Annotated in this window: 21 protein-coding genes and 2 rRNA genes; 17 read left to right on the plus strand and 6 right to left on the minus strand. The window is 71.2% G+C overall.

The window, feature by feature from the left end; all coding sequences use genetic code 11:
* From HS99_RS17370 to pstB, 10 genes are all read left to right on the plus strand, one after another.
* Positions 1-125 (plus strand): 23S ribosomal RNA (locus tag HS99_RS17370); the annotation flags it as partial.
* An 86-nt stretch (positions 126-211) separates the two neighbouring features.
* A 5S ribosomal RNA gene (gene rrf / locus HS99_RS17375) occupies positions 212-328 on the plus strand.
* A gap of 71 nt (positions 329-399) precedes the next feature.
* The gene (gene mshD / locus HS99_RS17380) at positions 400-1,374 is read left to right on the plus strand and encodes a mycothiol synthase (RefSeq protein ID WP_046387133.1); all 975 of its coding nucleotides are present in this window, start codon (positions 400-402) and stop codon (positions 1,372-1,374) included.
* A gap of 387 nt (positions 1,375-1,761) precedes the next feature.
* Positions 1,762-3,939: an RNA degradosome polyphosphate kinase gene (locus HS99_RS17385; RefSeq protein ID WP_046386926.1), complete on the plus strand. Its 2,178-nt coding sequence runs from the start codon at positions 1,762-1,764 to the stop codon at positions 3,937-3,939.
* A gap of 121 nt (positions 3,940-4,060) precedes the next feature.
* The gene (locus tag HS99_RS17390) at positions 4,061-5,185 is read left to right on the plus strand and encodes a CHAD domain-containing protein (protein ID WP_050366643.1); all 1,125 of its coding nucleotides are present in this window, start codon (positions 4,061-4,063) and stop codon (positions 5,183-5,185) included.
* Positions 5,186-5,258: 73 nt separating this feature from the next.
* Complete coding sequence (locus HS99_RS17395; RefSeq protein ID WP_046386929.1) at positions 5,259-5,756, plus strand: NUDIX hydrolase; 498 nt, start codon at positions 5,259-5,261, stop codon at positions 5,754-5,756.
* A 227-nt stretch (positions 5,757-5,983) separates the two neighbouring features.
* Entirely contained in the window at positions 5,984-7,117 is a 1,134-nt protein-coding gene (gene pstS, locus HS99_RS17400) for a phosphate ABC transporter substrate-binding protein PstS (protein WP_030289041.1), read from the plus strand.
* Positions 7,118-7,267: 150 nt separating this feature from the next.
* Complete coding sequence (pstC, locus tag HS99_RS17405) at positions 7,268-8,245, plus strand: phosphate ABC transporter permease subunit PstC (protein WP_030555405.1); 978 nt, start codon at positions 7,268-7,270, stop codon at positions 8,243-8,245.
* 5 nt (positions 8,246-8,250) lie between these two features.
* Positions 8,251-9,318, plus strand: a complete 1,068-nt coding sequence (gene pstA, locus HS99_RS17410) for a phosphate ABC transporter permease PstA (RefSeq protein WP_043389102.1) — start codon at positions 8,251-8,253, stop codon at positions 9,316-9,318.
* Positions 9,319-9,361: 43 nt separating this feature from the next.
* Complete coding sequence (pstB, locus tag HS99_RS17415; RefSeq protein WP_030289035.1) at positions 9,362-10,138, plus strand: phosphate ABC transporter ATP-binding protein PstB; 777 nt, start codon at positions 9,362-9,364, stop codon at positions 10,136-10,138.
* A gap of 183 nt (positions 10,139-10,321) precedes the next feature.
* Here pstB and HS99_RS17420 read toward each other — a convergent pair whose 3' ends face one another.
* Together HS99_RS17420 and HS99_RS17425 are read right to left on the minus strand one after the other, a co-directional pair.
* Positions 10,322-11,317, minus strand: coding sequence for an inorganic phosphate transporter (locus HS99_RS17420; protein ID WP_030289034.1), 996 nt, complete (start codon positions 11,315-11,317; stop codon positions 10,322-10,324).
* Positions 11,318-11,322: 5 nt separating this feature from the next.
* Complete coding sequence (locus tag HS99_RS17425; RefSeq protein ID WP_030059626.1) at positions 11,323-11,943, minus strand: DUF47 domain-containing protein; 621 nt, start codon at positions 11,941-11,943, stop codon at positions 11,323-11,325.
* 360 nt (positions 11,944-12,303) lie between these two features.
* On the opposite strand from HS99_RS17425, the gene HS99_RS17430 reads away from it, so the two are divergent.
* Positions 12,304-12,687, plus strand: a complete 384-nt coding sequence (locus tag HS99_RS17430; protein ID WP_030289033.1) for a metal-sensitive transcriptional regulator — start codon at positions 12,304-12,306, stop codon at positions 12,685-12,687.
* Positions 12,688-12,722: 35 nt separating this feature from the next.
* Here the strand turns inward: HS99_RS17430 and HS99_RS17435 are convergent, their stop codons facing one another.
* Complete coding sequence (locus tag HS99_RS17435; RefSeq protein WP_107050795.1) at positions 12,723-12,911, minus strand: hypothetical protein; 189 nt, start codon at positions 12,909-12,911, stop codon at positions 12,723-12,725.
* A 156-nt stretch (positions 12,912-13,067) separates the two neighbouring features.
* A complete protein-coding gene (locus HS99_RS17440; RefSeq protein WP_046386925.1) occupies positions 13,068-13,967 on the minus strand; it encodes an SCO4651 family lipoprotein in 900 nt (299 codons plus the stop codon).
* 161 nt (positions 13,968-14,128) lie between these two features.
* On the opposite strand from HS99_RS17440, the gene HS99_RS17445 reads away from it, so the two are divergent.
* A complete protein-coding gene (locus tag HS99_RS17445; protein WP_051747187.1) occupies positions 14,129-14,323 on the plus strand; it encodes a hypothetical protein in 195 nt (64 codons plus the stop codon).
* A gap of 30 nt (positions 14,324-14,353) precedes the next feature.
* On the opposite strand, the gene HS99_RS17450 is transcribed toward HS99_RS17445, so the two are convergent.
* Together HS99_RS17450 and HS99_RS17455 are read right to left on the minus strand one after the other, a co-directional pair.
* The gene (locus tag HS99_RS17450) at positions 14,354-15,073 is read right to left on the minus strand and encodes a phosphatase PAP2 family protein (protein WP_030289022.1); all 720 of its coding nucleotides are present in this window, start codon (positions 15,071-15,073) and stop codon (positions 14,354-14,356) included.
* A gap of 228 nt (positions 15,074-15,301) precedes the next feature.
* Positions 15,302-16,426 carry a C40 family peptidase gene (locus HS99_RS17455; RefSeq protein ID WP_078657072.1) on the minus strand — a complete coding sequence of 375 codons (1,125 nt, stop codon included), beginning with the start codon at positions 16,424-16,426 and terminating at the stop codon, positions 15,302-15,304.
* A 248-nt stretch (positions 16,427-16,674) separates the two neighbouring features.
* Here HS99_RS17455 and HS99_RS17460 point away from each other — a divergent pair, with 248 nt between their 5' ends.
* The 5 genes from HS99_RS17460 to HS99_RS17480 all read left to right on the plus strand — a co-directional run bounded on the left by HS99_RS17460 (position 16,675) and on the right by HS99_RS17480 (position 22,279).
* On the plus strand, positions 16,675-17,025 hold the full coding sequence (locus tag HS99_RS17460; protein ID WP_046386924.1) for a DUF8827 family protein: 351 nt from the start codon (positions 16,675-16,677) through the stop codon (positions 17,023-17,025).
* A 167-nt stretch (positions 17,026-17,192) separates the two neighbouring features.
* On the plus strand, positions 17,193-18,005 hold the full coding sequence (locus tag HS99_RS17465) for a hypothetical protein (protein WP_030555398.1): 813 nt from the start codon (positions 17,193-17,195) through the stop codon (positions 18,003-18,005).
* Positions 17,995-19,269, plus strand: coding sequence for a hypothetical protein (locus HS99_RS17470; protein ID WP_030555396.1), 1,275 nt, complete (start codon positions 17,995-17,997; stop codon positions 19,267-19,269). Before HS99_RS17465 ends, HS99_RS17470 begins: the two co-directional genes overlap by 11 nt.
* 7 nt (positions 19,270-19,276) lie before the next feature.
* The gene (locus HS99_RS17475) at positions 19,277-20,866 is read left to right on the plus strand and encodes an SCO6880 family protein (protein WP_046386508.1); all 1,590 of its coding nucleotides are present in this window, start codon (positions 19,277-19,279) and stop codon (positions 20,864-20,866) included.
* Between the two features lie 63 nt (positions 20,867-20,929).
* Positions 20,930-22,279, plus strand: a complete 1,350-nt coding sequence (locus tag HS99_RS17480) for an ATP-binding protein (RefSeq protein ID WP_030555394.1) — start codon at positions 20,930-20,932, stop codon at positions 22,277-22,279.
* The last annotated feature ends 107 nt before the right edge of the window (positions 22,280-22,386 follow it).

The raw sequence follows: 22,386 nt of genomic DNA on the forward strand, positions 1-22,386 counted from the left end.
AGATGAGCACTCCCACCTCCTTGAGAGGGTAAGGCTCCCAGTAGACGACTGGGTTGATAGGCCGGATATGGAAGCCCTGTGAGGGGTGGAGTTGACCGGTACTAATAGGCCGAGGGCTTGTCCTCAGTTGCTCGCGTCCACTGTGTTGTTCTGAAACAACGACCCCGACCCCGTAAGACGTGGGTTGGTGCGGTTGACAGTTTCATAGTGTTTCGGTGGTCATAGCGTGAGGGAAACGCCCGGTTACATTCCGAACCCGGAAGCTAAGCCTCACAGCGCCGATGGTACTGCAGGGGGGACCCTGTGGGAGAGTAGGACGCCGCCGAACAATCATTCAGAAAAGCCCCTGATCCTTTGGATCAGGGGCTTTTCGCATTTCCGTTGACGTATCGTCGGTGCATGGACGATCAGACAGCGGTCATTGCGAGCAACGTGCTCAGCCCCGAGCAGCGCGACGGCGCCCTGCGTGTTCTGGCGGAGGCCCAGGCGGTCGACGGCCGGGCCGCCGTCTCCGAGCAGGGCCGGCTCCGGCTGCGGAGCGCCGGGACGCCCCGCTCGGGCGTCACCCACGTGGTCGGCAGCGAGAGCGGCTCCGTCGTGGGCTACGGCCAGCTCGAGGTTCCGGAGGCGCCGACCGCCGAGCCCGCCGCCGAGCTGGTGGTCGACCCGGCCGCCCGTGGCCGCGGTCTGGCCCGTCCGCTGGTCGACGCCGTACTGGCGCAGGCCCACCTGGTCGGCCGGGACGCGGTGGACTTCTGGGTGCACGGCGGTCACCCGGCGGCCCGGCACCTGGCAGGCGCGTACGGGGCCGAGCTGGTCCGCGAGCTGCGGCAGATGCGCCGCACCGGTGCGCAGACCGAGGCCGTTCCCCTCCCGGCGGGCATCGAGCTCCGGACCTTCCGCCCGGGGGAGGACGACGCCGAGTGGCTGCGGCTGAACGCCCTGGCCTTCGCCCACCATCCCGAGCAGGGCTCCTGGACGGAGCAGGACCTGGCCGAGCGGATCGCGGAACCGTGGTTCGATCCGGCCGGCTTCTTCCTCGCCACCCGGGACGGCAAGGTGGTCGGTTTCCACTGGACCAAGGTGCACCCGGCCACCGCCGCCGAGCCGGAGCTCGGCGAGGTGTACGTGGTCGGGGTCGATCCGGCCGAGCAGGGCAGCGGCCTCGGCCGGGCGCTGACCGCGGCGGGTCTGCGTCACTTGACCGGGTCGGGCAGCGGCGAGCGCGGACTGGCGACCGTCCTCCTCTACGTGGACGCCGACAATCCGGCCGCCGTGCGGGTATACGAGCGACTGGGATTCACCATTCACGAGGTGGATCTCATGTACCGGGCCCGGTACCAGGCTGACCGGTGGACCCGGACCCCCGCCTAGACCCGCACCCACCCCCCACCCCACCCCCAACCCCAACCCCCACGCCACGCCACCTACACCCAGACCCCCACCCACGCCGGGAACGGCCGAGCCGTAACGGAACGGTCGCGGGCGAGGGGCGGAGAGCGGCGCCGCCCCTTGCCCCGACCGACTCAGCTTTCCTCTTGGCCATGCGGTGTTTACCGTGGATTCAATTGCTGCCGCGAAGATCACAGGATGAAGTCCGTAGTGTCTCGCTCGTGCAGAGTCGACCGCCATTCGTCGGCCGGTCCTGTACGGACCGCGCCCGGTGGGTGGGCGCTGTCCCCGGGGGCAACCCGGGGCGAGGACGACGGCCCGCAGAGCCGTTCGCGTCCGGACGCCGTCCTGCTGGAGGAGCTGGAACCCATGAGCATCCCCCGCCCCGTCCCTGCCCCGTCGGCGCCCACGGCCAGGATGTCCAGTGCGCTGGGCATCCCGCCGGAGCTGCCGGCCACGGACGAGCAGGAGTTCGAAGCACTGCCGCAGGGCCGCTTCCTCGACCGGGAGCGGAGCTGGCTCGCGTTCAACGAGCGCGTCCTGGAGCTGGCCGAGGACCCGGGGATCCCGCTGCTGGAGCGGGCGAAGTTCCTGGCGATCTTCGCCAGCAACCTGGACGAGTTCTTCATGGTCCGGGTGGCCGGCCTCAAGCGCCGGATCGCCACCGGCGTCGCCCAGCGCAGCGCGTCGGGGCTTCAGCCGCGCGAGGTGCTGGACCTGATCTGGACCCGCTCGCGCGAGCTGATGGCCCGCCATGCCGCCGCGTTCCAGCAGGAGGTGCTGCCGGACCTCGCCGCCGAGGGCATCGAGGTGGTCCGCTGGCCGGAGCTGGCCGAGAAGGAGCAGGCCCGGCTGCACACACTGTTCCGGCAGCAGATCTTCCCGGTGCTGACCCCCCTGGCGGTCGACCCGGCGCACCCCTTCCCGTACATATCGGGGCTCTCGCTCAACCTGGCCGTGGTGGTCCGCAACCCGGTGTCCGGCCACAAGCACTTCGCGCGCGTGAAGGTGCCGCAGTCGCTGGCCCGCTTCCTCGAGGCCTCGCCCCAGCGGTACGTCCCGCTGGAGGACGTCATGGGCGCGCACCTGGAGGAGCTCTTCCCGGGGATGGAGGTGCTGGCCCACCACGCCTTCCGCGTCACCCGCAACGAGGACCTGGAGGTGGAGGAGGACGACACCGAGAACATCCTCAAGGCCCTGGAGAAGGAGCTGATGCGGCGGCGCTTCGGCCCGCCGGTCCGGCTGGAGGTCGAGGAGTCGATAGACCCCTACATCCTGGACCTGCTGGTGCGGGAGCTGAACATCACCGAGGCGGAGGTCTTCCCGCTGCCCGGGCCGCTGGACCTGACCGGGCTGTTCGGGATCGCCGACCTGGACCGCCCGGAGCTCAGGTACCCGAAGTTCGTGGCCGGCACGGCCCGCGGGCTGACCGACGTCGAGTCCGCCTCCCAGCCGGACATCTTCGCCGCGATGCGCGAGCGCGACGTCCTGCTGCACCACCCGTACGACAGCTTCTCCACCTCGGTGCAGGCCTTCCTGGAGCAGGCCGCCGCCGACCCGGACGTGCTGGCGATCAAGCAGACCCTGTACCGCACCTCTGGCGACTCGCCGATCGTGGACGCGCTGATCGACGCGGCCGAGTCCGGCAAGCAGGTGCTGGTCCTGGTCGAGATCAAGGCGCGCTTCGACGAGCAGGCCAACATCAAGTGGGCCCGCAAGCTGGAGGAGTCGGGCTGCCACGTGGTCTACGGCCTGGTCGGGCTGAAGACCCACTGCAAGCTGTCGCTGGTGGTCCGCCAGGAGGGCGACACCCTGCGGCGCTACTCGCACGTCGGCACCGGCAACTACCACCCGAAGACGGCCCGGCTGTACGAGGACCTCGGCCTGCTCACCTCCGACCCGCAGGTCGGGGCGGACCTCTCGGACCTGTTCAACCGGCTGTCCGGTTACTCGCGCCGCGAGTCCTACCGCCGGCTGCTGACCGCGCCGCGCGGCCTGCGCGACGGCCTGGTCTCGCGGATCCACAACGAGATCGCCCACCACCGGGCGGGCCGGCCCGCGTACGTGAAGATCAAGGTCAACGCGATCGTCGACGAGGCCGTGATCGACGCGCTCTACCGGGCCTCGCAGGCCGGGGTGCCGGTGGACGTCTGGGTGCGCGGGATCTGCGCGATCCGCCCGGGGGTGCCGGGGCTGAGCGAGAACATCCGGGTGCGCAGCATCCTCGGGCGCTTCCTGGAGCACTCCCGGATCTTCGTCTTCGGCAACAACGGCGATCCCGAAGTGTGGATCGGCAGCGCCGACATGATGCACCGCAACCTGGACCGCCGGATCGAGGCCCTGATGCGGATCACCGACCCCGCGCACCGCGCCGAGCTGTCCGGGCTGATCGACCTCGGGGTGTCGGACGAGACCGAGTCCTGGCACCTCGGGCCGGACGGCGCCTGGGCCCGCCACTCGCAGGACGCGGAGGGCCGGCCGCTGCGGCACGTCCAGGACCTGCTCATCGACTCACGCCAGCGCCGCCGGGCCGCCACCCCGCGCTGACGCGTCCACTGATGCGAGCCGCCGGAGCGGTCGGGGCCCCCGAAGGCCCCGAGGGGACCTGCTCCGGCGGTCGGCCACCAGCCTCGGGGAAGGGCCCGGGGGAACGGGGATCAACCACGCCATGACCGATGCGCCGATGACGGCCCAGGCGGCCTCCACAGCGACCGCCGGGGACATCCTTTCCCGCCAACTCACCGCCCAGGCGGGCGCGTTCCTGCGCGCCCTGCCGCTCGCGGTGGGCGAGGTCGGCGCCAGACCGGGCTCGGCCGCGGCCGTGCCGTCGAGCGGCACCGCGGACCTGCTGCGGGCGGTGCGTCGGATCGGCGGACTGCTGCACACCTTCGGGGCCGTCTTCGAGCCGGGCTGGGCGCAGGAGTCGCGCACCGAACTGCGCTGGCTGCTCAACCTGTTGGCGCTGGAGCCCGGTTACGTCCGCCGCTCGGTGCGGCTGCTGGGCGCGGTGGACTCGCTGAGCGGCACGGACCCGGAGGGCACCGGCATGCTGGCCGGGCACGCGGGCGCCCCCAAGGCGCGGGCGCTGCTGGACCGGCAGCTGACCCTGGCCCGGACCAGGGCGCACTCCACCGTGCTCCAGGAACTGCGTTCGGCCCGGTTGCACGCGCTGGCGGACCGGATGACCCTGCTGGTCGGCGAGGCGCCGCTGCTGGAGACGGCCGGCGGCCGGGCTTCGGCGGTGCTGCTGCCGCAGGCGGCGGCCGCGTTCACCGCGCTGTCGGCGAGCGCCCAGCAGCTGCCGCTGCAGCGGGCCGCGACGCCGTACGGCGGGGACGGGCTGCGCCGGCTGGGCCCGTTGCCTCCCTCCTCGCCCGCCTTCGGGCAGGCGGTGCCCTCGGCGCGGGTCGCTCCGGCGGGCGCCGACGCCGCGCTGGCGGCCGACGACGCGCCCTGGTCCCGGCTGCGGATCCTGGTGAAGCGGGCCCGGTACGCGCTGGAGGTCTGCGGCCGCCCGTCCTCCGAACTGGACGAGCTGGACGCGGTGCTGGACCGGCACCAGGAGGCGGCGGACGCCGCGGTCACCGCCGCCACCGCGGCACGCACGCCGAGGATTACCCCCGCGACCGCCTACGTGCTGGGCGTGGTGCATGCTGATCAGCGACTGGAGGTGGAGGCGGCGCGGTACGCCTTCGGCCGCCGGTGGACCGACCTCCCGCCCGGCCTGGACGGCTGGCTGGAGATCCCCCCTGCCGAGGGCCGGGGGGATTCCCCCGCATCACGGACGGCCTGAATTGCACGATCGCCTGAACGTCGGGCAGAGGCGCCCGAGCACCGGGCGGAGCCGCCCGTACCCCGAGCAGGGGGTGGACGCGCCCGCGACCGGTACGGGCCGTGCCCCGGTGGTCCTGGCGGCGGGCGCGGTGCTCTGGCTGCCCGGGAAGCCCAAGCCCAGCGGACGGCTGGGCCGGCCGCGGATCGCGGTGATCCACCGGCCGAAGTACGACGACTGGAGCCTGCCGAAGGGCAAGCTCGACCCGGGCGAGGGCGTGGTCGAGGCGGCGCTGCGCGAGGTGGCGGAGGAGACCGGTTTCCGCTGCCTGCTCGGCCCGGAGCTGCCCGCCCAGCACTACCTGGCGCAGGGCCGTCCGAAGGAGGTCCGGTACTGGGCGGCGGTGCCGACCGGCGGGGCCTTCCGGCCGAACCGCGAGGTCGACCGCCTGGAGTGGCTGCCGGCGGGCAAGGCCAGGGCCCGGCTGACCCACGACCGGGACCGGTTGCTGGTGGACGCCCTGCTGGCGGTCCTGGGAGCGAAGCCCGTACGGACGGGTGAGGAGCCGCGGGTGCGGGAGCGGTGGAAGTGATCTCCCTGCGCCCTCCCCGTGACGCAACCGTTACTACGTGACGTAGTTTCCTGTCATCCGTTCGAGGTTCACTCCCCGTTCACTTGTGACCGGCTGACGTGTCACTTCCCCGGCCTAACTTCGGGACCACCGGAGGGCCGAACGGGCCCCGGACCACAGCAAAACCCGCGCTCGGCCATGTCCGCACGGCCTGCGCGACGGGCAATGCCACAGAAAGGGACACCCCTGTGAAGCTCCAGCGGAACGGCCGCTCCAAGGCCCTCGCCATCGGTGCCATGGCGCTCGTCAGCTCGCTGTCGCTCGCCGCCTGCGGCTCGGACAACAACACCAACACGGCGTCCGGCGGCTCCAACGGCTCCTCCGCTGCCGCGGCCGCGATCAACTGTGGCAAGGCCGGCACGCTGCTCGGCGCGGGTTCGACCGCCCAGGCCCCCGCGATCGACGTGTGGAAGACCAACTTCGGCTCCTCCTGCTCCGGCACCACCGTCAACTACAGCGGCGGCGGCTCCGGTGCCGGCGTCCAGCAGTTCAACCAGGGCAAGGTCGCCTTCGCCGGCTCCGACTTCGCCCTCAAGCCCGCCGACGTCGACGCCTCCAAGGCCGTCTGCACCGGCGGCAAGGCGATCGACCTGCCGATGGTGGCCGGTCTGGTCTCGCTGGTCTACAACGTCGAGGGCGTCGACAACCTGGTCCTGGACGGCCCGACCGCCGCCAAGGTCTTCGACTCGCAGATCACCAAGTGGAACGACCCGGCCATCGCCGCCCTGAACCCGGGTGCCAAGCTGCCGGACGCCGAGATCCAGACCTTCCACCGGTCGGACGACTCCGGCACCACCTTCAACCTGACCTCCTACTTCGCCAAGACCTCCGGCGGCGCCTGGAGCGCCGAGCCGAGCAAGGCGTGGAAGGGCAAGGGCGGCCAGTCCGCGAACGGCAGCGCCGGCGTCTCCGCCCAGATCAAGCAGGTCAAGAACTCGATCGGCTACGCCGAGCTGTCCTACGCCCAGACCAACAACCTGAAGAGCGCCAAGATCGCCACCGGCGCCGCTCAGCCGGTCGAGGCGACCGCCGCCAACGCGGCGAACACCATCGCCTCCTCCACCGTGTCGGGCACCGACGGCGACCTCGCCCTCTCCCTGGACTACGGCACCAAGGCCGACAACGCCTACCCGATCGTCCTGGTGACCTACGAGATCGCCTGCGACAAGGGCAACAAGGCCGAGACCCTGGACACCCTGAAGTCCTTCCTGACCTACACCATCAGCGACGGCGCCCAGAAGTCGATCGGCGACAAGGGCTACGTCCCGATGCCGGCCGCGATCGGCGACAAGGTCAAGGCCGCCGTCGGCACCCTGGCCTGACCCGACAGGACCCCCGGTGGGACGGCCCCGTGAGCGAGGGGGGCGGGGGCCGTCCCACCGGAGCGCCACCATCCAGCACCAACGTCCGGGGCACCGCCGCCATGGTGCCGACCCCCTTCCGGGGCGGCACCACCAGACCGGAGTAGACCAATGACCTCATCCTCCCCTGCCGCCCCGCGAGGCAGGGAACGCCGACCGCGCGACAGCCGCGTCGGCGACAAGATCTTCATGAACCTCGCCCGCGGCGCGGGCATCCTGCTGCTGGTCATCATGGCCGCGATCGCCGGCTTCCTGGCCTGGCGCTCGGGCATGGCCCTCAGCAACAACAACGGCAACTTCCTCACCACCTTCGAGTGGACGCCGGACGCCCCGAAGCCGGTCTTCGGCATCGCCGTCCTGGCCTTCGGCACCATCGTCAGCGCCCTCATCGCGATGGTGATCGCCGTCCCGGTGGCCATCGGGATCGCGCTGTTCATCTCGCACTACGCCCCGCGCCGGATCGCCCAGCCGTTCGCCTACCTGGTCGACCTGCTCGCCGCCGTCCCCAGCATCGTCTACGGCCTCTGGGGCGCGCTGTTCCTGATCCCGCACATGGACGGGCTGACCAGCTGGCTCAACCAGTACCTGGGCTGGACGTACCTCTTCGATCAGACCAGGACCGGCACCCCGCGCAACCTGTTCACCGTCGGCATCCTGCTGGCGATCATGATCCTGCCGATCATCACCGCGGTCTCCCGCGAGGTGTTCCGCCAGGTGCCGCGGATGCACGAGGAGGCGGCGCTCGCCCTCGGCGCGACCCGCTGGGAGATGATCCGCACCGCGGTGCTGCCGTTCGGCCGCCCCGGCATCATCTCGGCCTCCATGCTCGGCCTCGGCCGGGCGCTCGGCGAGACCATCGCGGTCGCGGTTGTGCTCTCCGCCAACAGCGTCCTGTCGCTGCACATCCTCGACGCGGGCGGCGGCACCTTCGCGCAGAACATCGCGCTGAAGTTCGCCGAGGCCGGCAACAACGGCCGGGACGCGCTGATGGCCTCCGGCCTCGTCCTGTTCGTGATCACCCTGCTGGTGAACGGCGCCGCGCGACTGATCATCGCCCGCCGCAAGGAGTACTCGGGGGCCAACGCATGACCACCATGACGACCGTCCCCGAGGACGCCCGGCCGCAGGTCGGCCCCAGGCTGACCGCCAACCGGCTGCCCAGGTGGACCCCGCCCGCCGTCGCGGCCGGCTCGATCGCGGTCGGCTGCGGGATCGGCGCGGCCGCCGGGCTGCAGAGCCACCTCCAGTGGGGCCTGATCTCGGCCCTGCTGTTCCTGGTCGGCGGCTACCTGATCTCGGCCCAGGTCGAGGGCCGCCGCCAGGCCAAGGACCGGTTCGCCACCTCGGTGGTCTGGGTCGCCTTCATCCTGGCTGTCGTCCCGCTGGTCTCGCTGACCGTCTACACGGTCCAGCAGGGCATCGGGGTGGTGAACGGGAACTTCCTGAGCCACTCGATGAAGGGCGTGATCCAGTCCGGCCCCGGCGGCGGCATCTACCACGCGCTGCTCGGCACCCTCCAGCAGGTCGGCCTGGCCACCCTGATTGCCGCCCCGCTAGGCCTGCTGACCGCCGTCTACCTGGTCGAGTACGGCCGCGGCCGGCTCGCCAAGGCCGTCACCTTCTTCGTCGACGTCATGACGGGCGTGCCGTCCATCGTCGCCGGTCTGTTCATCCTCTCGCTGTGGAACCTCGCCCTGGGCTTCAGCTACTCCGGCTTCTCGGGCAGCCTCGCGCTGGCGATCCTGATGATCCCGGTCGTGGTCCGGTCCACCGAGGAGATGCTCAAGCTCGTCCCGAACGAGCTGCGCGAGGCCTCGTACGCCCTCGGCGTGCCGAAGTGGAAGACCATCCTGAGGATCGTCCTCCCCACCGCGATCGGCGGCATCACCACCGGCGTGATGCTCGCGGTCGCCCGCATCACGGGCGAGACCGCCCCGGTGATGATGCTGGTGTTCGGCGCCGACTACATCAACAGCAACCCGTTCGACGGACCGCAGCAGTCCCTGCCGATGTACATCTGGCAGCAGTACTCGGTGGTCAACAACGACTTCGGCTACGCCCGCGCCTGGGGCGCCGCGCTGGTGCTGATCGCCTTCGTGATGGGGCTCAACCTCATCGCCCGGGGCATCGCACGCTGGCGCTCGCCCAAGGGCGGACACTGAGCGACCGACTGACGCACGAAGACAGACGAGAGAAGCAACGATCATGGCCAAGCGCATCGACGTCAGCGGACTGTCGGCCTACTACGGCACCACCAAGGCCATCGAGGACATCTCGATGAGCATCGAACCCCGCTCGGTGACCGCCTTCATCGGCCCCTCCGGCTGCGGCAAGTCCACCTTCCTGCGCACCCTCAACCGGATGCACGAGGTGATCCCCGGCGCCCGGGTCGAGGGCAAGGTCCTCCTCGACGACGAGAACCTGTACGCCTCCAACGTCGACCCGGTCGCCGTGCGCCGTTCCATCGGCATGGTCTTCCAGCGCCCGAACCCGTTCCCGACCATGTCGATCTACGACAACGTGGTCGCCGGGCTCAGGCTCGCCGGTGTGAAGAAGAAGTCCGTTCTGGACGACGTGGTGGAGCGCTCGCTGAAGGGCGCCAACCTCTGGAAGGAGGTCCACAACCGGCTGAACAAGCCGGGGGCCGGCCTCTCCGGCGGTCAGCAGCAGCGACTGTGCATCGCCCGCGCCATCGCGGTCGAGCCCCAGGTGCTGCTGATGGACGAGCCCTGCTCCGCGCTCGACCCGATCTCCACCCTCGCCATCGAGGACCTGATCGGCGAGCTGAAGTCGCAGTTCACCATCGTCATCGTCACCCACAACATGCAGCAGGCGGCCCGCGTCAGCGACCGCACCGCCTTCTTCAACCTGGCCGGCGTCGGCCAGCCGGGCAAGCTGATCGAGTTGGACGACACCCAGCGGATCTTCTCCAACCCGTCGGTGCAGGCGACCGAGGACTACATCTCCGGCCGCTTCGGCTAGACCGGACCCCAGCTGTCCCGCGGTGCTGCATGGCGGTGCCGCCGCGGGGCATGAGGAAGGGCCCGCCCCCGAGATGTGGGGGCGGGCCCTGTCAGTTGCTCGCCCGCTCGGCTCCGGGGCGCTCGGAGCCGGTGCGGCTCGGGGCGGCGGACCGCCCATCGCGTCCGACCGTTCCGGCGGGGCTCAGCCCCAGAACAGGTGGACGAACCAGTACACCAGCGCGGCGACGACGGCGGCCGCCGGCATCGTGATGAACCAGCCGAGCACGATGTTCTTCGCGACGCCCCAGCGCACCGCGCGGAGCCGCTTGGTGGCGCCCGCGCCCATGATCGCCGCGGTGATCACGTGAGTGGTGGAGATCGGCGCCTTGAAGACGAACGACGTGATGTACATGACGACCGAGGAGGTGGCCTCGGCCGCGAAGCCCTGCGGCGGGTCCAGCTCGATGATCTTGCGGCCGAGCGTCCGCATGATCCGCCAGCCGCCCGCGTAGGTGCCCAGCGAGAGCATCGTCGCGCAGGAGATCTTCACCCAGACCGGGATGTCCCCGGCGGTCTGGTGGCCGGAGATGGTGAGCGCCATCACCACGATGCCCATGGTCTTCTGGGCGTCCTGGAGGCCGTGCGCCAGCGCCATCGCGGCGGCGGAGGCGGTCTGGGCCACCCGGAAGTTGCGCTTGGCGCGGTGCGGGTTGGCCCGGCGGAAGATCCACAGGATCGCCAGCATCACGATGAAGCCGCCGATCAGGCCGACCACCGGCGAGAGGATCATCGGGATGACGATCTTGTCGATGACCCCGTTCCAGATCACCCCGATCCCGCCGGCCAGCGCCGCGCCCACCATGCCGCCGAACAGCGCGTGCGAGGAGGAGGACGGCAGGCCGAAGTACCAGGTGACCAGGTTCCAGGCGATCGCTCCGACCAGGGCGGCGAACAGGATCGCCATCCCCTGGTTGCCCTTGGGGGTCTCGATGATCCCCTGGGAGACGGTGTGCGCCACCCCGCTGCCCAGGAAGGCGCCGGCCAGGTTCATCACGGCGGCCATCGCGAGCGCGGCCCTCGGCGTCAGCGCCCGGGTGGAGACCGACGTGGCGATCGCGTTCGCCGAGTCGTGGAAGCCGTTGGTGTACGTGAAGAAGAACGCAACACCGATGACGGCGATGAGTGCTGCCATGTCCACGAGGGTCAGGACTCCTTGACGGCGATGGTCTCCACCGTGTTGGCGACGTGCTCGAACGCGTCCGCCGCCTCCTCAAGGACGTCCACGACCTGCTTGAGCTTGAGCACCTCGATGGCGTCGTACTGGCCGGAGAACAGGTGGGCGAGCAGCTTGCGGTGGATCTGGTCGGCCTGGTTCTCCAGCCGGTTGACCTCGATCCAGTACTCGGTGAGGTTGGACATGCTGCGCAGGTTCGGCATCGCTTCGGCGGTGAGCTCCGCGGCGCGCGCCAGCACCTCGATCTGCTGCTCGATGCCCTTCGGCAGGGTCTGGATGTCGTAGAGGACGACCAGGTCGACGGCCTCCTCCATGAAGTCCATGATGTCGTCCAGCGACGAGGCGAGGCTGTAGATGTCCTCGCGGTCGAAGGGCGTGATGAAGGAGGAGTTCAGCTGGTGGAAGACGGCATGGGTGGTGTCGTCCCCGGCGTGCTCGGCGGCGCGCATGCGCTCGACGATCTCCGCGCGGGCCGAGACGTCTGATCCCAGCAGTTCCAGCAGGAGCTTCGATCCGACGACGAGGTTCTCCGCGGCGGCGGCGAACATGTCGTAGAAACTCGTCTCCTTCGGGGTCAGGCTAAAACGCACGGAAATCTCCGATGTGCGGGGTAGGGACTGAACGATGCTAGGTGCAACCGAGCGCGATCGCGCAAACGGGGTGGTGACCAGGGAGGCGGAACCTCCCCTTCCGTTCGGCTGCCGAACCGGCCGACCCGGACCGCACGGCCATGTGCGGACGTGATTCCCCAGTCTGACGGAACCCCGCCCCGATTGCCCCCGGCCTGCGTGTGCGGGACCGGGGCGCCGCTCAGACGGGTGAACCCCGCGCCGACCCCCCACCAGGCCGTTCGGCACATGCCGGGTGGGCCGTCGGAACACCACGGAGGGCCCCGGTGTTGGACACTGGTGGCCGACGCAGCCACCAGGCACTCAGACGAAGGCGGGCCGATGACCACGACGCAAGCGCGCACCGAGCCGGACCACGCGTCCGGCACCGACCCGCACGCCGGCACCCCCACCACCGCCGCGGCGCACGGGAACGGGCACGGCCCGCACGGCTACAGCGCGCAGAAGGACGCCCACCTCAAGCGGCTGCGCCGGATCGAGGGCCAGATCCGCGGTCTCCAGCGGATGGTCGACGAGGACGTCTACTGCATCGACGTGCTCACCCAGGTCTCGGCCAGCACCAAGGCGCTGCAGTCCTTCGCGCTCTCCCTGTTGGAGGAGCACCTGCGGCACTGCGTCGCCGCGGCCGCCGAACAGGGCGGCGTCGAACTGGACGCCAAGGTGGCGGAGGCCTCGGCCGCGATCGGCCGGCTGCTGCGCAGCTGAGCCCGGCCCCGCACGGCCGGCCCGGGCAGCGGCCGTCAGCCGTCGCCCTCCCGCTCGGTCCGGGCCGGGTCCACCCGGTCCAGCAGCACCTCGTCGATCCGCTCGGTCGGCAGCCGCTCACCGGTGCTGGCCGTCGCGGCGATCATCAGCTCGCCGGTCAGCTCGATCTCGTCGAGGGCCGCGTCGTCGTGACCGCCGCTGCGGCCGCCCGTGGACGACACCACCTGCACCACCCCTTCAGTGCCTCGCCAGCCCGGGCGGCAGCCACCCGGCGTCCAGCCTAGGCACTCCGGGGCCCGTCCACATGGCACGGACGGGCCATCTCGGCGCCGCCGAAACGGGTGGCCGTCGCTCCCCGCGCGGCCACCCGCCCCGGCGGCCTACTTCGGGCTCTCCGAGGGCTTCATCTGGTAGATGTCCGAGGCCGGCGGCTCGGCCGCCTCGACCGGCTTGCCGAAGTCCGAGAGCGAGGTGGTGGAGGTGACCTTCACCTGGTCCTTGGCCTCCTTCGACCCGGCCACCCCGGCGAAGGTGAACACCTCGACCACCTTGTGCAGCCGGCCATGGTCGTCCAGCCAGGCGTCGTACGGGACCTCCTTGACGGTGAAGGTCTGCCCGCCCGTCCGCAGGCCGTCCCCGCCCCGGCCGCCGGTGGCGTCGGCGGCCTTGGCCAGGTCCAGGGTGCCCCGGTAGTGGTGCAGCGGCACGCCGTCCACGGTCTCCGTGCCCACCAGGTCGGCCTTCTGCACCCCGCGCAGCGCACCCGCCGCCGAGGCCGGGTCGGTGGCGCCGCTGCTGACCAGGTTGCCGTCCGGCAGCTGGCGCACGTCCAGCTTGACCCACTTGCCCTCGGGCACCTTGGCCCCGCTGTTCTGCAGGTAGACCGTGCCCGGCAGGACCACCTCGACGATCTTCCCGGTGGTGGCCGCGCCCGGAGGCACCTGGACCTCCAGCCGGCCGATCCGCTTCACGTAGTCGTAGCCGCCGCTCCCGCTGAACGAGGCCTTCTTGTCGGCGGACTCGGTGACCAGCTCGGTGGCGGCGTGCGCGGAGCCGGTGCGGCCGGTGATGTCGGCGGCGTTGCGCACCGCCGTCACCGGGTCCGCGGCCAGATGGTCGGCGGCGGCCGACTGCTGGTCGGACGAGCCGCCGCCGGAGCGGCCCGAGCAGCCGGCGGCTCCCGCGGCCAGGGCGGCGGCGAGCAGGGCGGCCCCGGCCGCCGAGCGCAGGTGCGGCCGCGGACGGCGCGCTGGCCGCCCGGTTCGCTGCTGGTCGGTCATCTTCATCCTCGCGACAACCCCCTCGGGCCCGACTGCCCCGCCGGACACCCCCGGGTGGGCAGAGCTCTTTCCGGGCAAACGAGTTGGGCCGCGAAGGGTTACGGGAAGCGGGCGGACCCGGGCGTCGCGCCCCGGCCGTCCGACGCGTTACGGTGAACCACGTGCACAGTGAGCTGCCGGCCGTCCCCGGCACCACCCCGATGCCCGAGCACCGCGTCGCGGTCAGCGAACGCGGTTCCTTCGCCTTCGCGGCCTGCAGCTGCGGCTGGTACTCCGCCGCCCGCCGCTCCCGCGACCTGGCCCGCCGAGAGGCGGCCGACCACGCCGCCGGGTACGGCAGCGAGCCCACGGACTAGTCGGGCCGTACCTTCCGGATCACGCCGGGGTCAGGCCGCGAGGTCGGACTCCGGCGGCTGCTCCTCGGAACGCACCGCCCCGCGCCCGCGCCGACGGCCGCGCTGGGCCGAGCCCCGGGCCGTACCGCCGCGCTCCGGCGCCCGGATCAGCGGCGCGACCGCCGTCCGGCCCAACGCGTGGCAGAACGGGACCAGCACCGCCATCGCGATCGGCGCCAGCAGCAGCACCACGGCGACGGCGAGGGCGTAGCCGCCGATCACGTCGGTCGGGTAGTGGACGCCCATGAACATCCGGCAGAAGCCCTGCAGCAGCGCCAGGCCGCCGGCGATCCAGCCCAACTTCCGGTTCACCAGGAACAGTGAGACCGCGACGGCCATCGTCATGGTCGAGTGGTCGCTGACGAAGGAGTGGGTGCCGGCCTTGCCGTCCACCAGCACCAGCAGTCCCGGGTGGTCGACGAAGGGCCGGGGACGGTCCACGATCGCGGCGATCGGCAGGTTGGCCAGCTCGGCGACGGCCACCGAGAGCGGCACCCAGAGCAGCCCGGCGATCGCCACCGGAGCGTCCGGGCGGCGCCTGGCCTGCAGCCAGCCCACCAGCCCGAGCATCGCCAGGCCGATCAGGATGCCGTACTCGCCGATCCACGAGACCAGGTGGTCCAGCCACTGCGGGGAGCTCTTGGCCAGGCCGTTCACGGCGTAGAGCAGGCCGAGGTCGGGGTTGGTCGTGTCGGCAAGCGGCGTCGACACGCCGTACCTCCTTCTGGTCCGCTGCACCTGTGCGTTCCCGCCGGGGCCCGCCCCGCGCGGAACGCTGACGAGGGGCCACCGGACCCAACGTCATCGCCGGGACACAGCGTTCCACGGAAACGCGGGGTTATGGAAACTTGACTCAGCGTCCACAGCCCGCACACAGATCGACGGACGACTCGGCCGGTCCCACCGGTTCCATCCGTGCGGTGACGGCCGGCAGGGCCTTCACGGCCGGCCCACCGCCGTCGGCGCGGGCGGGGCGGCGGCCGCGGGGCGGCCGGTGGCGGCCGGGGTGGTCGGTGCCGTGGTGCCGGGGCGGCTCGGGGGCTGGACCGCGCCGTTGCCGTTGTTGTCGCGGGTGGGCAGCGCCTGGGCACCGTCCGAGGTCACCCGGGTCGCCCCGATGTACTCCCTGGTGTCGATCTTGTCGTAGCGGATCACCGCCCCGGTGTGGGGTGCGTTGATCATGTAGCCGCCGCCGACGTAGATCCCCACGTGGTGGATGCTCCGCGGATCGCTCAGGTCCGTCGCGAAGAACACCAGGTCCCCCGGCCGCAGCTGATCGCGCGACGGGTGCGGCCCGGCGTACCACTGGTCGTTGGCCACCCGCGGCAGCTCGATGCCCACGGTGGCGAACGCCGCCTTGGTGAGCCCGGAGCAGTCGAACTGCCCGTTCTGCGAGGACAGGCCCTCACCGCCCCACAGGTACGGCGTGCCGAGCTTGGTCTGGGCGAAGTAGATCGCGCCGGCCGACTGCGCGGACACCTCCACCGGCGCGGTCGGCGCGGTGAAACTGCGGGCCATCGCCTGGATGTTCCGCACGTAGCCCTGGGTTTCCTTGTACGGCGGGATGCCCCCGTTCTTCGTCACCGCGTACGGGCCGGCGTTGTAGGCGGCCAGCAGGTTCGCCTGCGGGTCGCCCGGCACCCCCGAGACGTCCTTGGCCAGCGCGCAGTCGTACACCGCCGCCGTGGCGATCGCGTCGTACGGGTTCCAGACGTCCTTCTTGCCGTCCCCGTCCCCGTCCGTGGCGTACACCGGCCAGGTCCCCGGCATGAACTGCGCCATTCCCTGCGCTCCGACCGGGGATTGGGCCCTCGGATCGAAACCGCTTTCCTGGTACAGCTGCGCGGCGAGCATCGGCGGGGAGATCTCCGGGCAGAGCGATCCCCACTTCTGGAAGGTGTCCTGATAGGCCGCCGGGACCGTTCCGGGAGAGAGCGCGGAGCGATTGGCCGACTGCTGCGGCGTCCCACTTGCCGCATATGTCCCCATCGTCACCAGGCCGAGGAATCCGAACGCGACAACTCCCGCCGCAGCGGCGGCCGTACCGGCCTTCCGGAGTACCATCAGCACCATCCCGACGAATCGTCAGTCGAAGTGTCCCGGAAGGCGTTGCTCACCGCAATCATCAGAGATACAAAGAGTGAGCGCTATCCTTCGTACGGTGGACATCCTCGCGTACGTGTCCGATGCCTCACGACCAATCCGCGAGAAGTAGCCAAGTCGACATCAGATCTGGCCAAGAATAGGCACCGACCCTTCGCGCGGGCGGGGTCAGGGCCCTTGAATTTGCCTGATCGGGCGGTGAGATGGAAATGAACCTGAGCAGCGTGCACACCTATGCGGTCGGCCACCTGGCCGAGGACCCCCCCAAGAAGCCGAGCATCGACACGATCATCGGCGGGATCGCCCCCGACTGGGGCCCGTTCGCGACCCTCGGGTCGGAGGCCCGGGTGATGGTCGAGGTCATCATGGCCCTCGCCATCATCCTCTGCCTCGGCATCGCGGCCTGGGGCGCGGCCAAACAGCGGATCGGCGCGACCGCGATGCGCGACAGCTTCGGCGCCGAACAGGGCAAGGGACTGATCATCGCCGGGCTGACCGGCGTGTTCATCATCGGATCACTCGGCACTCTGTTCACCATTGTCTACGGCATGGCGATCTGACGATAGGACAGCAGTGATCCGGCCCGACTGAGGGCAGGTTCCCCGCCCGGACCCCACCAGTGGCCGACCAGCCAGGACCCCACCCCCGTTCCCACCCTCCGTCCGCGCCCGCCCCGGGGCGGAGGGCCCCCGGAGCCGCCCCGGCTCCCCGCACCAGGAGGGCCGCCGTGCCGTTGTCCGACGACCAGCCGCACACCCGTACGCGGCTGCCGGTCGACGAACAGCCCTCCACGTCGGCGACCCTCCGTCAGTCCCGGCCGCTGCGAACCCTGCTGACCGTCCTCGTGGTCGTCACCCTGCTCGTCGTCGCCATCTCCATCGCCAACCGCGGCAAGCCCGCCGCCGGCGGCGGCAGCTCCTCCGACCACGCCGCCCCCGGCGCCGCCTCCGGCGCCGGCCCGGCCCCCAGCGGCGACCAGCCCGTCGGCACCACCGTCAACGGCATCGCCTCCGGCTTCCCGCACAGCGACCAGGGCGCCCAGTCCGCCGCCGCCAACTACTCGGTGGCCATCGGCTCCGCGGACATGTTCCGCACCGACAGCCGCCACACCATCATCGCCACCATCGCCGACCCGGGAGCGGCGGGGGCGCTGCAGAGCCGGCTGGACCAGGGCTTCGGCGGCGACACCGCCGCCCGCTACGGCCTCGACGCCCAGGGCCGTGCCCCCAAGGGCCTCACCTTCGTCAGCCGCACCGTCCCGGTCGGCACCAAGTCGACCAACTACAACGACGGGGACGCCAAGGTCGAGGTGTGGTGCACCGGCCTCACCGGCCTCGCCGGCGAACGCTCCGTCCAGCCGGTGACCACCAACTGGTTCACCCTCGCGCTCTCGCTCCACTGGACGGGGAGCGACTGGAAACTCACCGACTTCACCAGCAGGCAGGGCCCCGCGCCGATGCCCGGAGACCAGCAGGCCGCCACCGCCGAGGAGATCACCGGCGCCGCGCAGCAGTTCGGGGGGTTCCGCTATGCCCGTTGACCAGACCGCACGCCGTTCGACCGCACGCCGTGCGGGCACGGTGGCCGGTGCGCTGGCCGCCCTGCAGGTGGCGACGATGCTGGCGGCCCAGCGAGTCTTCGCCGATCCGTCGCCGACTGCCACACCCACCTGTCAGAAGGTCGATCTGCCGATCCCGGGCAGCGATGCCGGATGTGCTCCCAACGGAGCGGTCGTCATCCCCGGGAGCGGCACCGTCGGCACCGTGACCGACCCGCTCGGGTCGCTCGCCAAGGGCTGTGCCCAGGCGGCGGCCTGGGTGGTGCGGAAGCTGTCCGGGGCGATCGACGGGACGACGGCGGTGGACTTCACCAACCAGTCGTTCCTGCAGCAGTACGCCGTCGTGTTCGCGGTGTCGACGGTGATCACGCTGGTGCTGTGGCTGCTGGCGGTGACCAAGCGGGCGGTGCGGGGGGCGCCGTTGACGACGGCGATCTCGGAGGCGGTGGGCTTCCTGTGGCTGACCGTGGTGGCCTCCGCGTTCACGCCGCTGATCCTGTTCACCGTGGTGAGCGTGACGGACGGGCTGACGAAGGCGATCGCGGTCGGGACGAAGTCGGACACCGGGACGTACCTGAGCGGCTTCGCGGACACCCTGGAGAAGGGGGACGTCGGCGGCGGCCCGCTGATACTGGTGATCGTGTCGCTGGTGGCGGTGCTGGCGGCGGCGGTGCTCTGGATCGAGCTGGTGATCCGGGCGGCGATGCTGTACGTGGGGGCGCTGCTGGGGACGGCGGTGTACGCGGGGCTGGTGGACCGGCAGTTGTGGAAGCACGTGCGCCGGTGGGCCGGGATGATGCTGGCGGTGGACCTGGCGAAGCCGATCATCGTGATCATCCTGGGTCTGGCGGGCGCGGTGGCGACCGGGGCCGGGGCCAACGACGACTTCGCCCGGGTGCTGTCCGGGCTGGCGATCCTGTTCCTGTCGATCTTCGCGAGCGCCGCGGTGTACCGCTTCGTGCCGACCTTCGGTGACGAGATGCTGAACATGCGCCGGGCCCGGGCCAGCGCGGTGCAGGCCGGTTCGGCGATGATCAACGGCACCGCGAACCTGATGAAGCAGGGCATCAGCACCCACGGCGACCGCGGTCCGCAGGCGGCCGGCGGGGGTGGCGGGGCGGGTGGGGGCTCGGTCGCGCCCGGCATCGCCGCGCACGCCGGCCGGACGCCGGCTCCACCGCCGCAGGCCGGACCGCCGCAGGCCCCGGTTCCGATCCGCGACAGCAATCCAGCGAAGGGAGGGTGACGGGTAAGTGAGCAGTGAACCGCTCGGCCAGTACGGTGCCCAGTACGCCCAGCCGTACGTGCACCAGCGCCGCACCTACCTGATCGGCAAGGCCCGCCCGAACGCGCCGATCGGCCGGAACCGGGAGTCCGGCGAGATCCTGCTGATCATCTTCGGGGCGTTCGTCGGGATGCTCTGGGGCCTGCTGATGCCGGTCCTGCCGCTGCGGATCGCCGGTCTGCTCGGCCTGCCCCTGCTGGCCATCGCGGCGGTCTACGTGCCGTACCGCAAGCGGACGTTCTACAAGTGGGTGGAGATCAACCGCACCTACCGCCGGACGGTCCGCAGCGGGCGCGGGGTGTGGCGCTCGGACGCGATGGACGCGGGCACCCGGATGGACGGCCGCGAGGTGGAGATCGGCCCGCCGCCCGGGGTGGGGCGGCTGCGCTGGCTGACCGCGCCGTTCGGGCCGGACGAGGTCGGGGTGCTGATGCACCTGGAGCGGCGGACGGTGACGGCCGCGATCGAGATCGAGGGCCCGGGCGTCGGGCTGCGCGACTCGGAGGACCAGGAGGCGCTGGTCGACCGCTTCGGCACGCTGCTGAAGCACGTCGCCAACGGGGACGGGTTCGTGACCCGGCTGCAGATCCTGGCCCGCACGCTGCCGGCCGACCCGGACGCGCACGCCAAGGACGTGGAGCGGCGCGGCGACCGCGACGCGCCGCGCTGGCTGCAGGAGTCGTACGACCAGCTGCAGTCGATGGTGTCGACCTCCTCGGAGCAGCACCGGGCGTACCTGGTGGCCTGCATGCACTACACCCGCGACCTGGCCGCCGAGGCGCACGCGATGGGCCGCAGCGCCTACGAGAAGCGTGCCGCCGGCGGTCCGTCCCGGGACGACGACGGGCTGGCGGCCGTGATGGCACGCGAGCTGACCGACATCTGCGCCCGGCTGGCCGAGGCGGACATCCGGGTGCGCCAGCCGCTGGGCCAGGCCCGGCTGTCCTCGCTGCTGCACTCGATGTACGACCCGGACCACCCGATCGACCACATCCAGGCGATGTCCCGGCGCAACGCCTGGCCGGCCGAGCTGGACGCGACCCACCCGCAGTACCTGACGGCGAAGACCCGCGAGTCGGCGACCCGGGAGCCGTGGTGCCACGCGACCGCGTGGATCAAGGAGTGGCCGCTGACCCCGGTGGGCGTCAACTTCCTGGCGCCGCTGCTGGTGCACACCCCGGACGTGATCCGGACGGTCGCGGTGACGATGGACCTGGAGCCCACCGACGTCGCGATCGAGCGGATGCTGACCGAGAAGACCAACGACGAGGCGGAGGCCAGCCGCGCGGCCAAGATGAACCGCACGGTCGACCCGCGCGACCTGGCCCACACCGGGCGGGTGGACCAGCGCGGTGACGACCTGGCCTCCGGCGCGGCCGGGGTGAACCTGGTCGGCTACATCACGGTCTCCTCGCGCAACCCCGAGGCGCTGGCCCGCGACAAGCGGACCATCCGGGCGTCGGCCGGCAAGAGCTACCTGAAGCTGGAGTGGTGCGACCGCGAGCACCACCGGGCCTTCGTCAACACCCTGCCGTTCGCCACCGGCATCCGCCGCTGACCGCCGCGCCCGTCCACCCACCGCACCCGTCCACCCCCCACCGCTGGCACCAGGAGGCCGCCCATGGCGCTCGGCAACCTCACCGACGCGTTCACCAGCCTGTTGTTCGGCAAGGTGGAGACCACCCGGCTGCCGGTGCGCACCTCGACCGGCCAGGCGCAGGCGGTCTACCTGCCGACGGCCGCACCGGGGCTGGGCGACTCGGGCGTGATCATCGGGCGGGAGGTGTACAGCGGCAAGGGCTATGTCTACGACCCCTTCCAGCTGTACGGGCAGCAGCTGCCCGCCCCGCACTGGCTGGTGCTGGGGGAGTCCGGCAACGGCAAGTCGGCGCTGGAGAAGACGTACGTGCTGCGGCAGTTGAGGTTCCGCGACCGGCAGGTCGTGGTGCTCGACGCGCAGGGCGAGGACGGCGTCGGCGAGTGGAACCTGATCGCCGACGCGCTGGGCATAAAGCCGATCCGGCTGGACCCGATGGCGGCCCGGGACGGCGGGGTGAAGCTCAACCCGCTGGACCCGGCGATCACCCAGACCGGTCAGCTGTCGCTGCTGCGCACCATCATCGAGGTGGCGATGGGCCGGGGCCTGGAGGAGCGGGCGGGCTTCGCGCTGAAGGCGGCGCACGCCCACGTGGTGGCCTCGGTGAAAGACCGTCAGCCGGTGCTGGACGACATCATCGACACCCTGCGCAATCCCGAGCTGTCCTCGGTGGAGTCGCTGGGCGTGGCGGTGGACGAGGTGCAGTCCTGGGGCCTGGACGTGGCGCTGGTGCTGGACCGACTGGTCGACGGTGACCTGCGCGGCATGTTCGACGGCCCGACCACCGACGGGATCGACCTGGACGCGCCGCTGATCGTCTTCGACCTCTCGCACATCGACCGCAACTCGATCGCGATGCCGATCCTGATGGCGATCGTCGGGGTGTGGCTGGAGCACACCTGGATCCGGCCGGACCGGAAGAAGCGCATCTTCCTGGTCGAGGAGGCCTGGCACATCATCAACAGCCCGTTCGTGGCACAGCTGTTCCAGCGGCTGCTGAAGTTCGGCCGACGGCTCGGGCTCTCGTTCGTGGCGGTGGTGCACCACCTGTCGGACGTGGTGGACGGTGCGGCCGCCAAGGAGGCCTCGGCGATCCTGAAGATGGCCTCCACCCGGACGATCTACATGCAGAAGGCCGAGGAGGCGCGGGCCACCGGCCGGGTGCTGGGCCTGCCGCGCTGGGCGGTGGAGATCATTCCGACCCTGTCGCCGGGCATCGCGGTGTGGGACGTCAACGGCAACGTCCAGGTGGTGAAACACATCATCACCGACACCGAACGGCCGCTGGTCTACACCGACCGCGCGATGACCGAGGACGCGGTGGCCGAACGGACGCGGGCGGAGCGGAACTTGGCGGCGGAGCCGGGGGTCTGACCGTCCGTCGTCAGCCTGGCCGGCCGGTCGTACGCAGGCTGCCCGTCCCGGCTCTGCCGCGATGGTTCGTCAGCAGGTAATCCTCTCGTTACGTTCGACGTCCTGAC

This window comes from Kitasatospora aureofaciens (genome assembly GCF_001188955.3).
Taxonomy (GTDB): Bacteria; Actinomycetota; Actinomycetes; order Streptomycetales; family Streptomycetaceae; genus Kitasatospora; species Kitasatospora aureofaciens.

Excerpts from the sequence above, each read along its gene's own strand:
- HS99_RS17455 (WP_078657072.1), bottom strand. The coding sequence starts at position 16,426 with ATGGTACTCCGGAAGGCCGGTACGGCCGCCGCTGCGGCGGGAGTTGTC.
- pstC (WP_030555405.1), top strand. The coding sequence starts at position 7,268 with ATGACCTCATCCTCCCCTGCCGCCCCGCGAGGCAGGGAACGCCGACCG.
- HS99_RS17480 (WP_030555394.1), top strand. The coding sequence starts at position 20,930 with ATGGCGCTCGGCAACCTCACCGACGCGTTCACCAGCCTGTTGTTCGGC.
- mshD (WP_046387133.1), top strand. The coding sequence starts at position 400 with ATGGACGATCAGACAGCGGTCATTGCGAGCAACGTGCTCAGCCCCGAG.
- HS99_RS17470 (WP_030555396.1), top strand. The coding sequence starts at position 17,995 with ATGCCCGTTGACCAGACCGCACGCCGTTCGACCGCACGCCGTGCGGGC.
- HS99_RS17440 (WP_046386925.1), bottom strand. The coding sequence starts at position 13,967 with ATGACCGACCAGCAGCGAACCGGGCGGCCAGCGCGCCGTCCGCGGCCG.
- HS99_RS17390 (WP_050366643.1), top strand. The coding sequence starts at position 4,061 with ATGACCGATGCGCCGATGACGGCCCAGGCGGCCTCCACAGCGACCGCC.
- HS99_RS17430 (WP_030289033.1), top strand. The coding sequence starts at position 12,304 with ATGACCACGACGCAAGCGCGCACCGAGCCGGACCACGCGTCCGGCACC.
- HS99_RS17460 (WP_046386924.1), top strand. The coding sequence starts at position 16,675 with ATGAACCTGAGCAGCGTGCACACCTATGCGGTCGGCCACCTGGCCGAG.
- pstA (WP_043389102.1), top strand. The coding sequence starts at position 8,251 with ATGACGACCGTCCCCGAGGACGCCCGGCCGCAGGTCGGCCCCAGGCTG.
- pstB (WP_030289035.1), top strand. The coding sequence starts at position 9,362 with ATGGCCAAGCGCATCGACGTCAGCGGACTGTCGGCCTACTACGGCACC.
- HS99_RS17385 (WP_046386926.1), top strand. The coding sequence starts at position 1,762 with ATGAGCATCCCCCGCCCCGTCCCTGCCCCGTCGGCGCCCACGGCCAGG.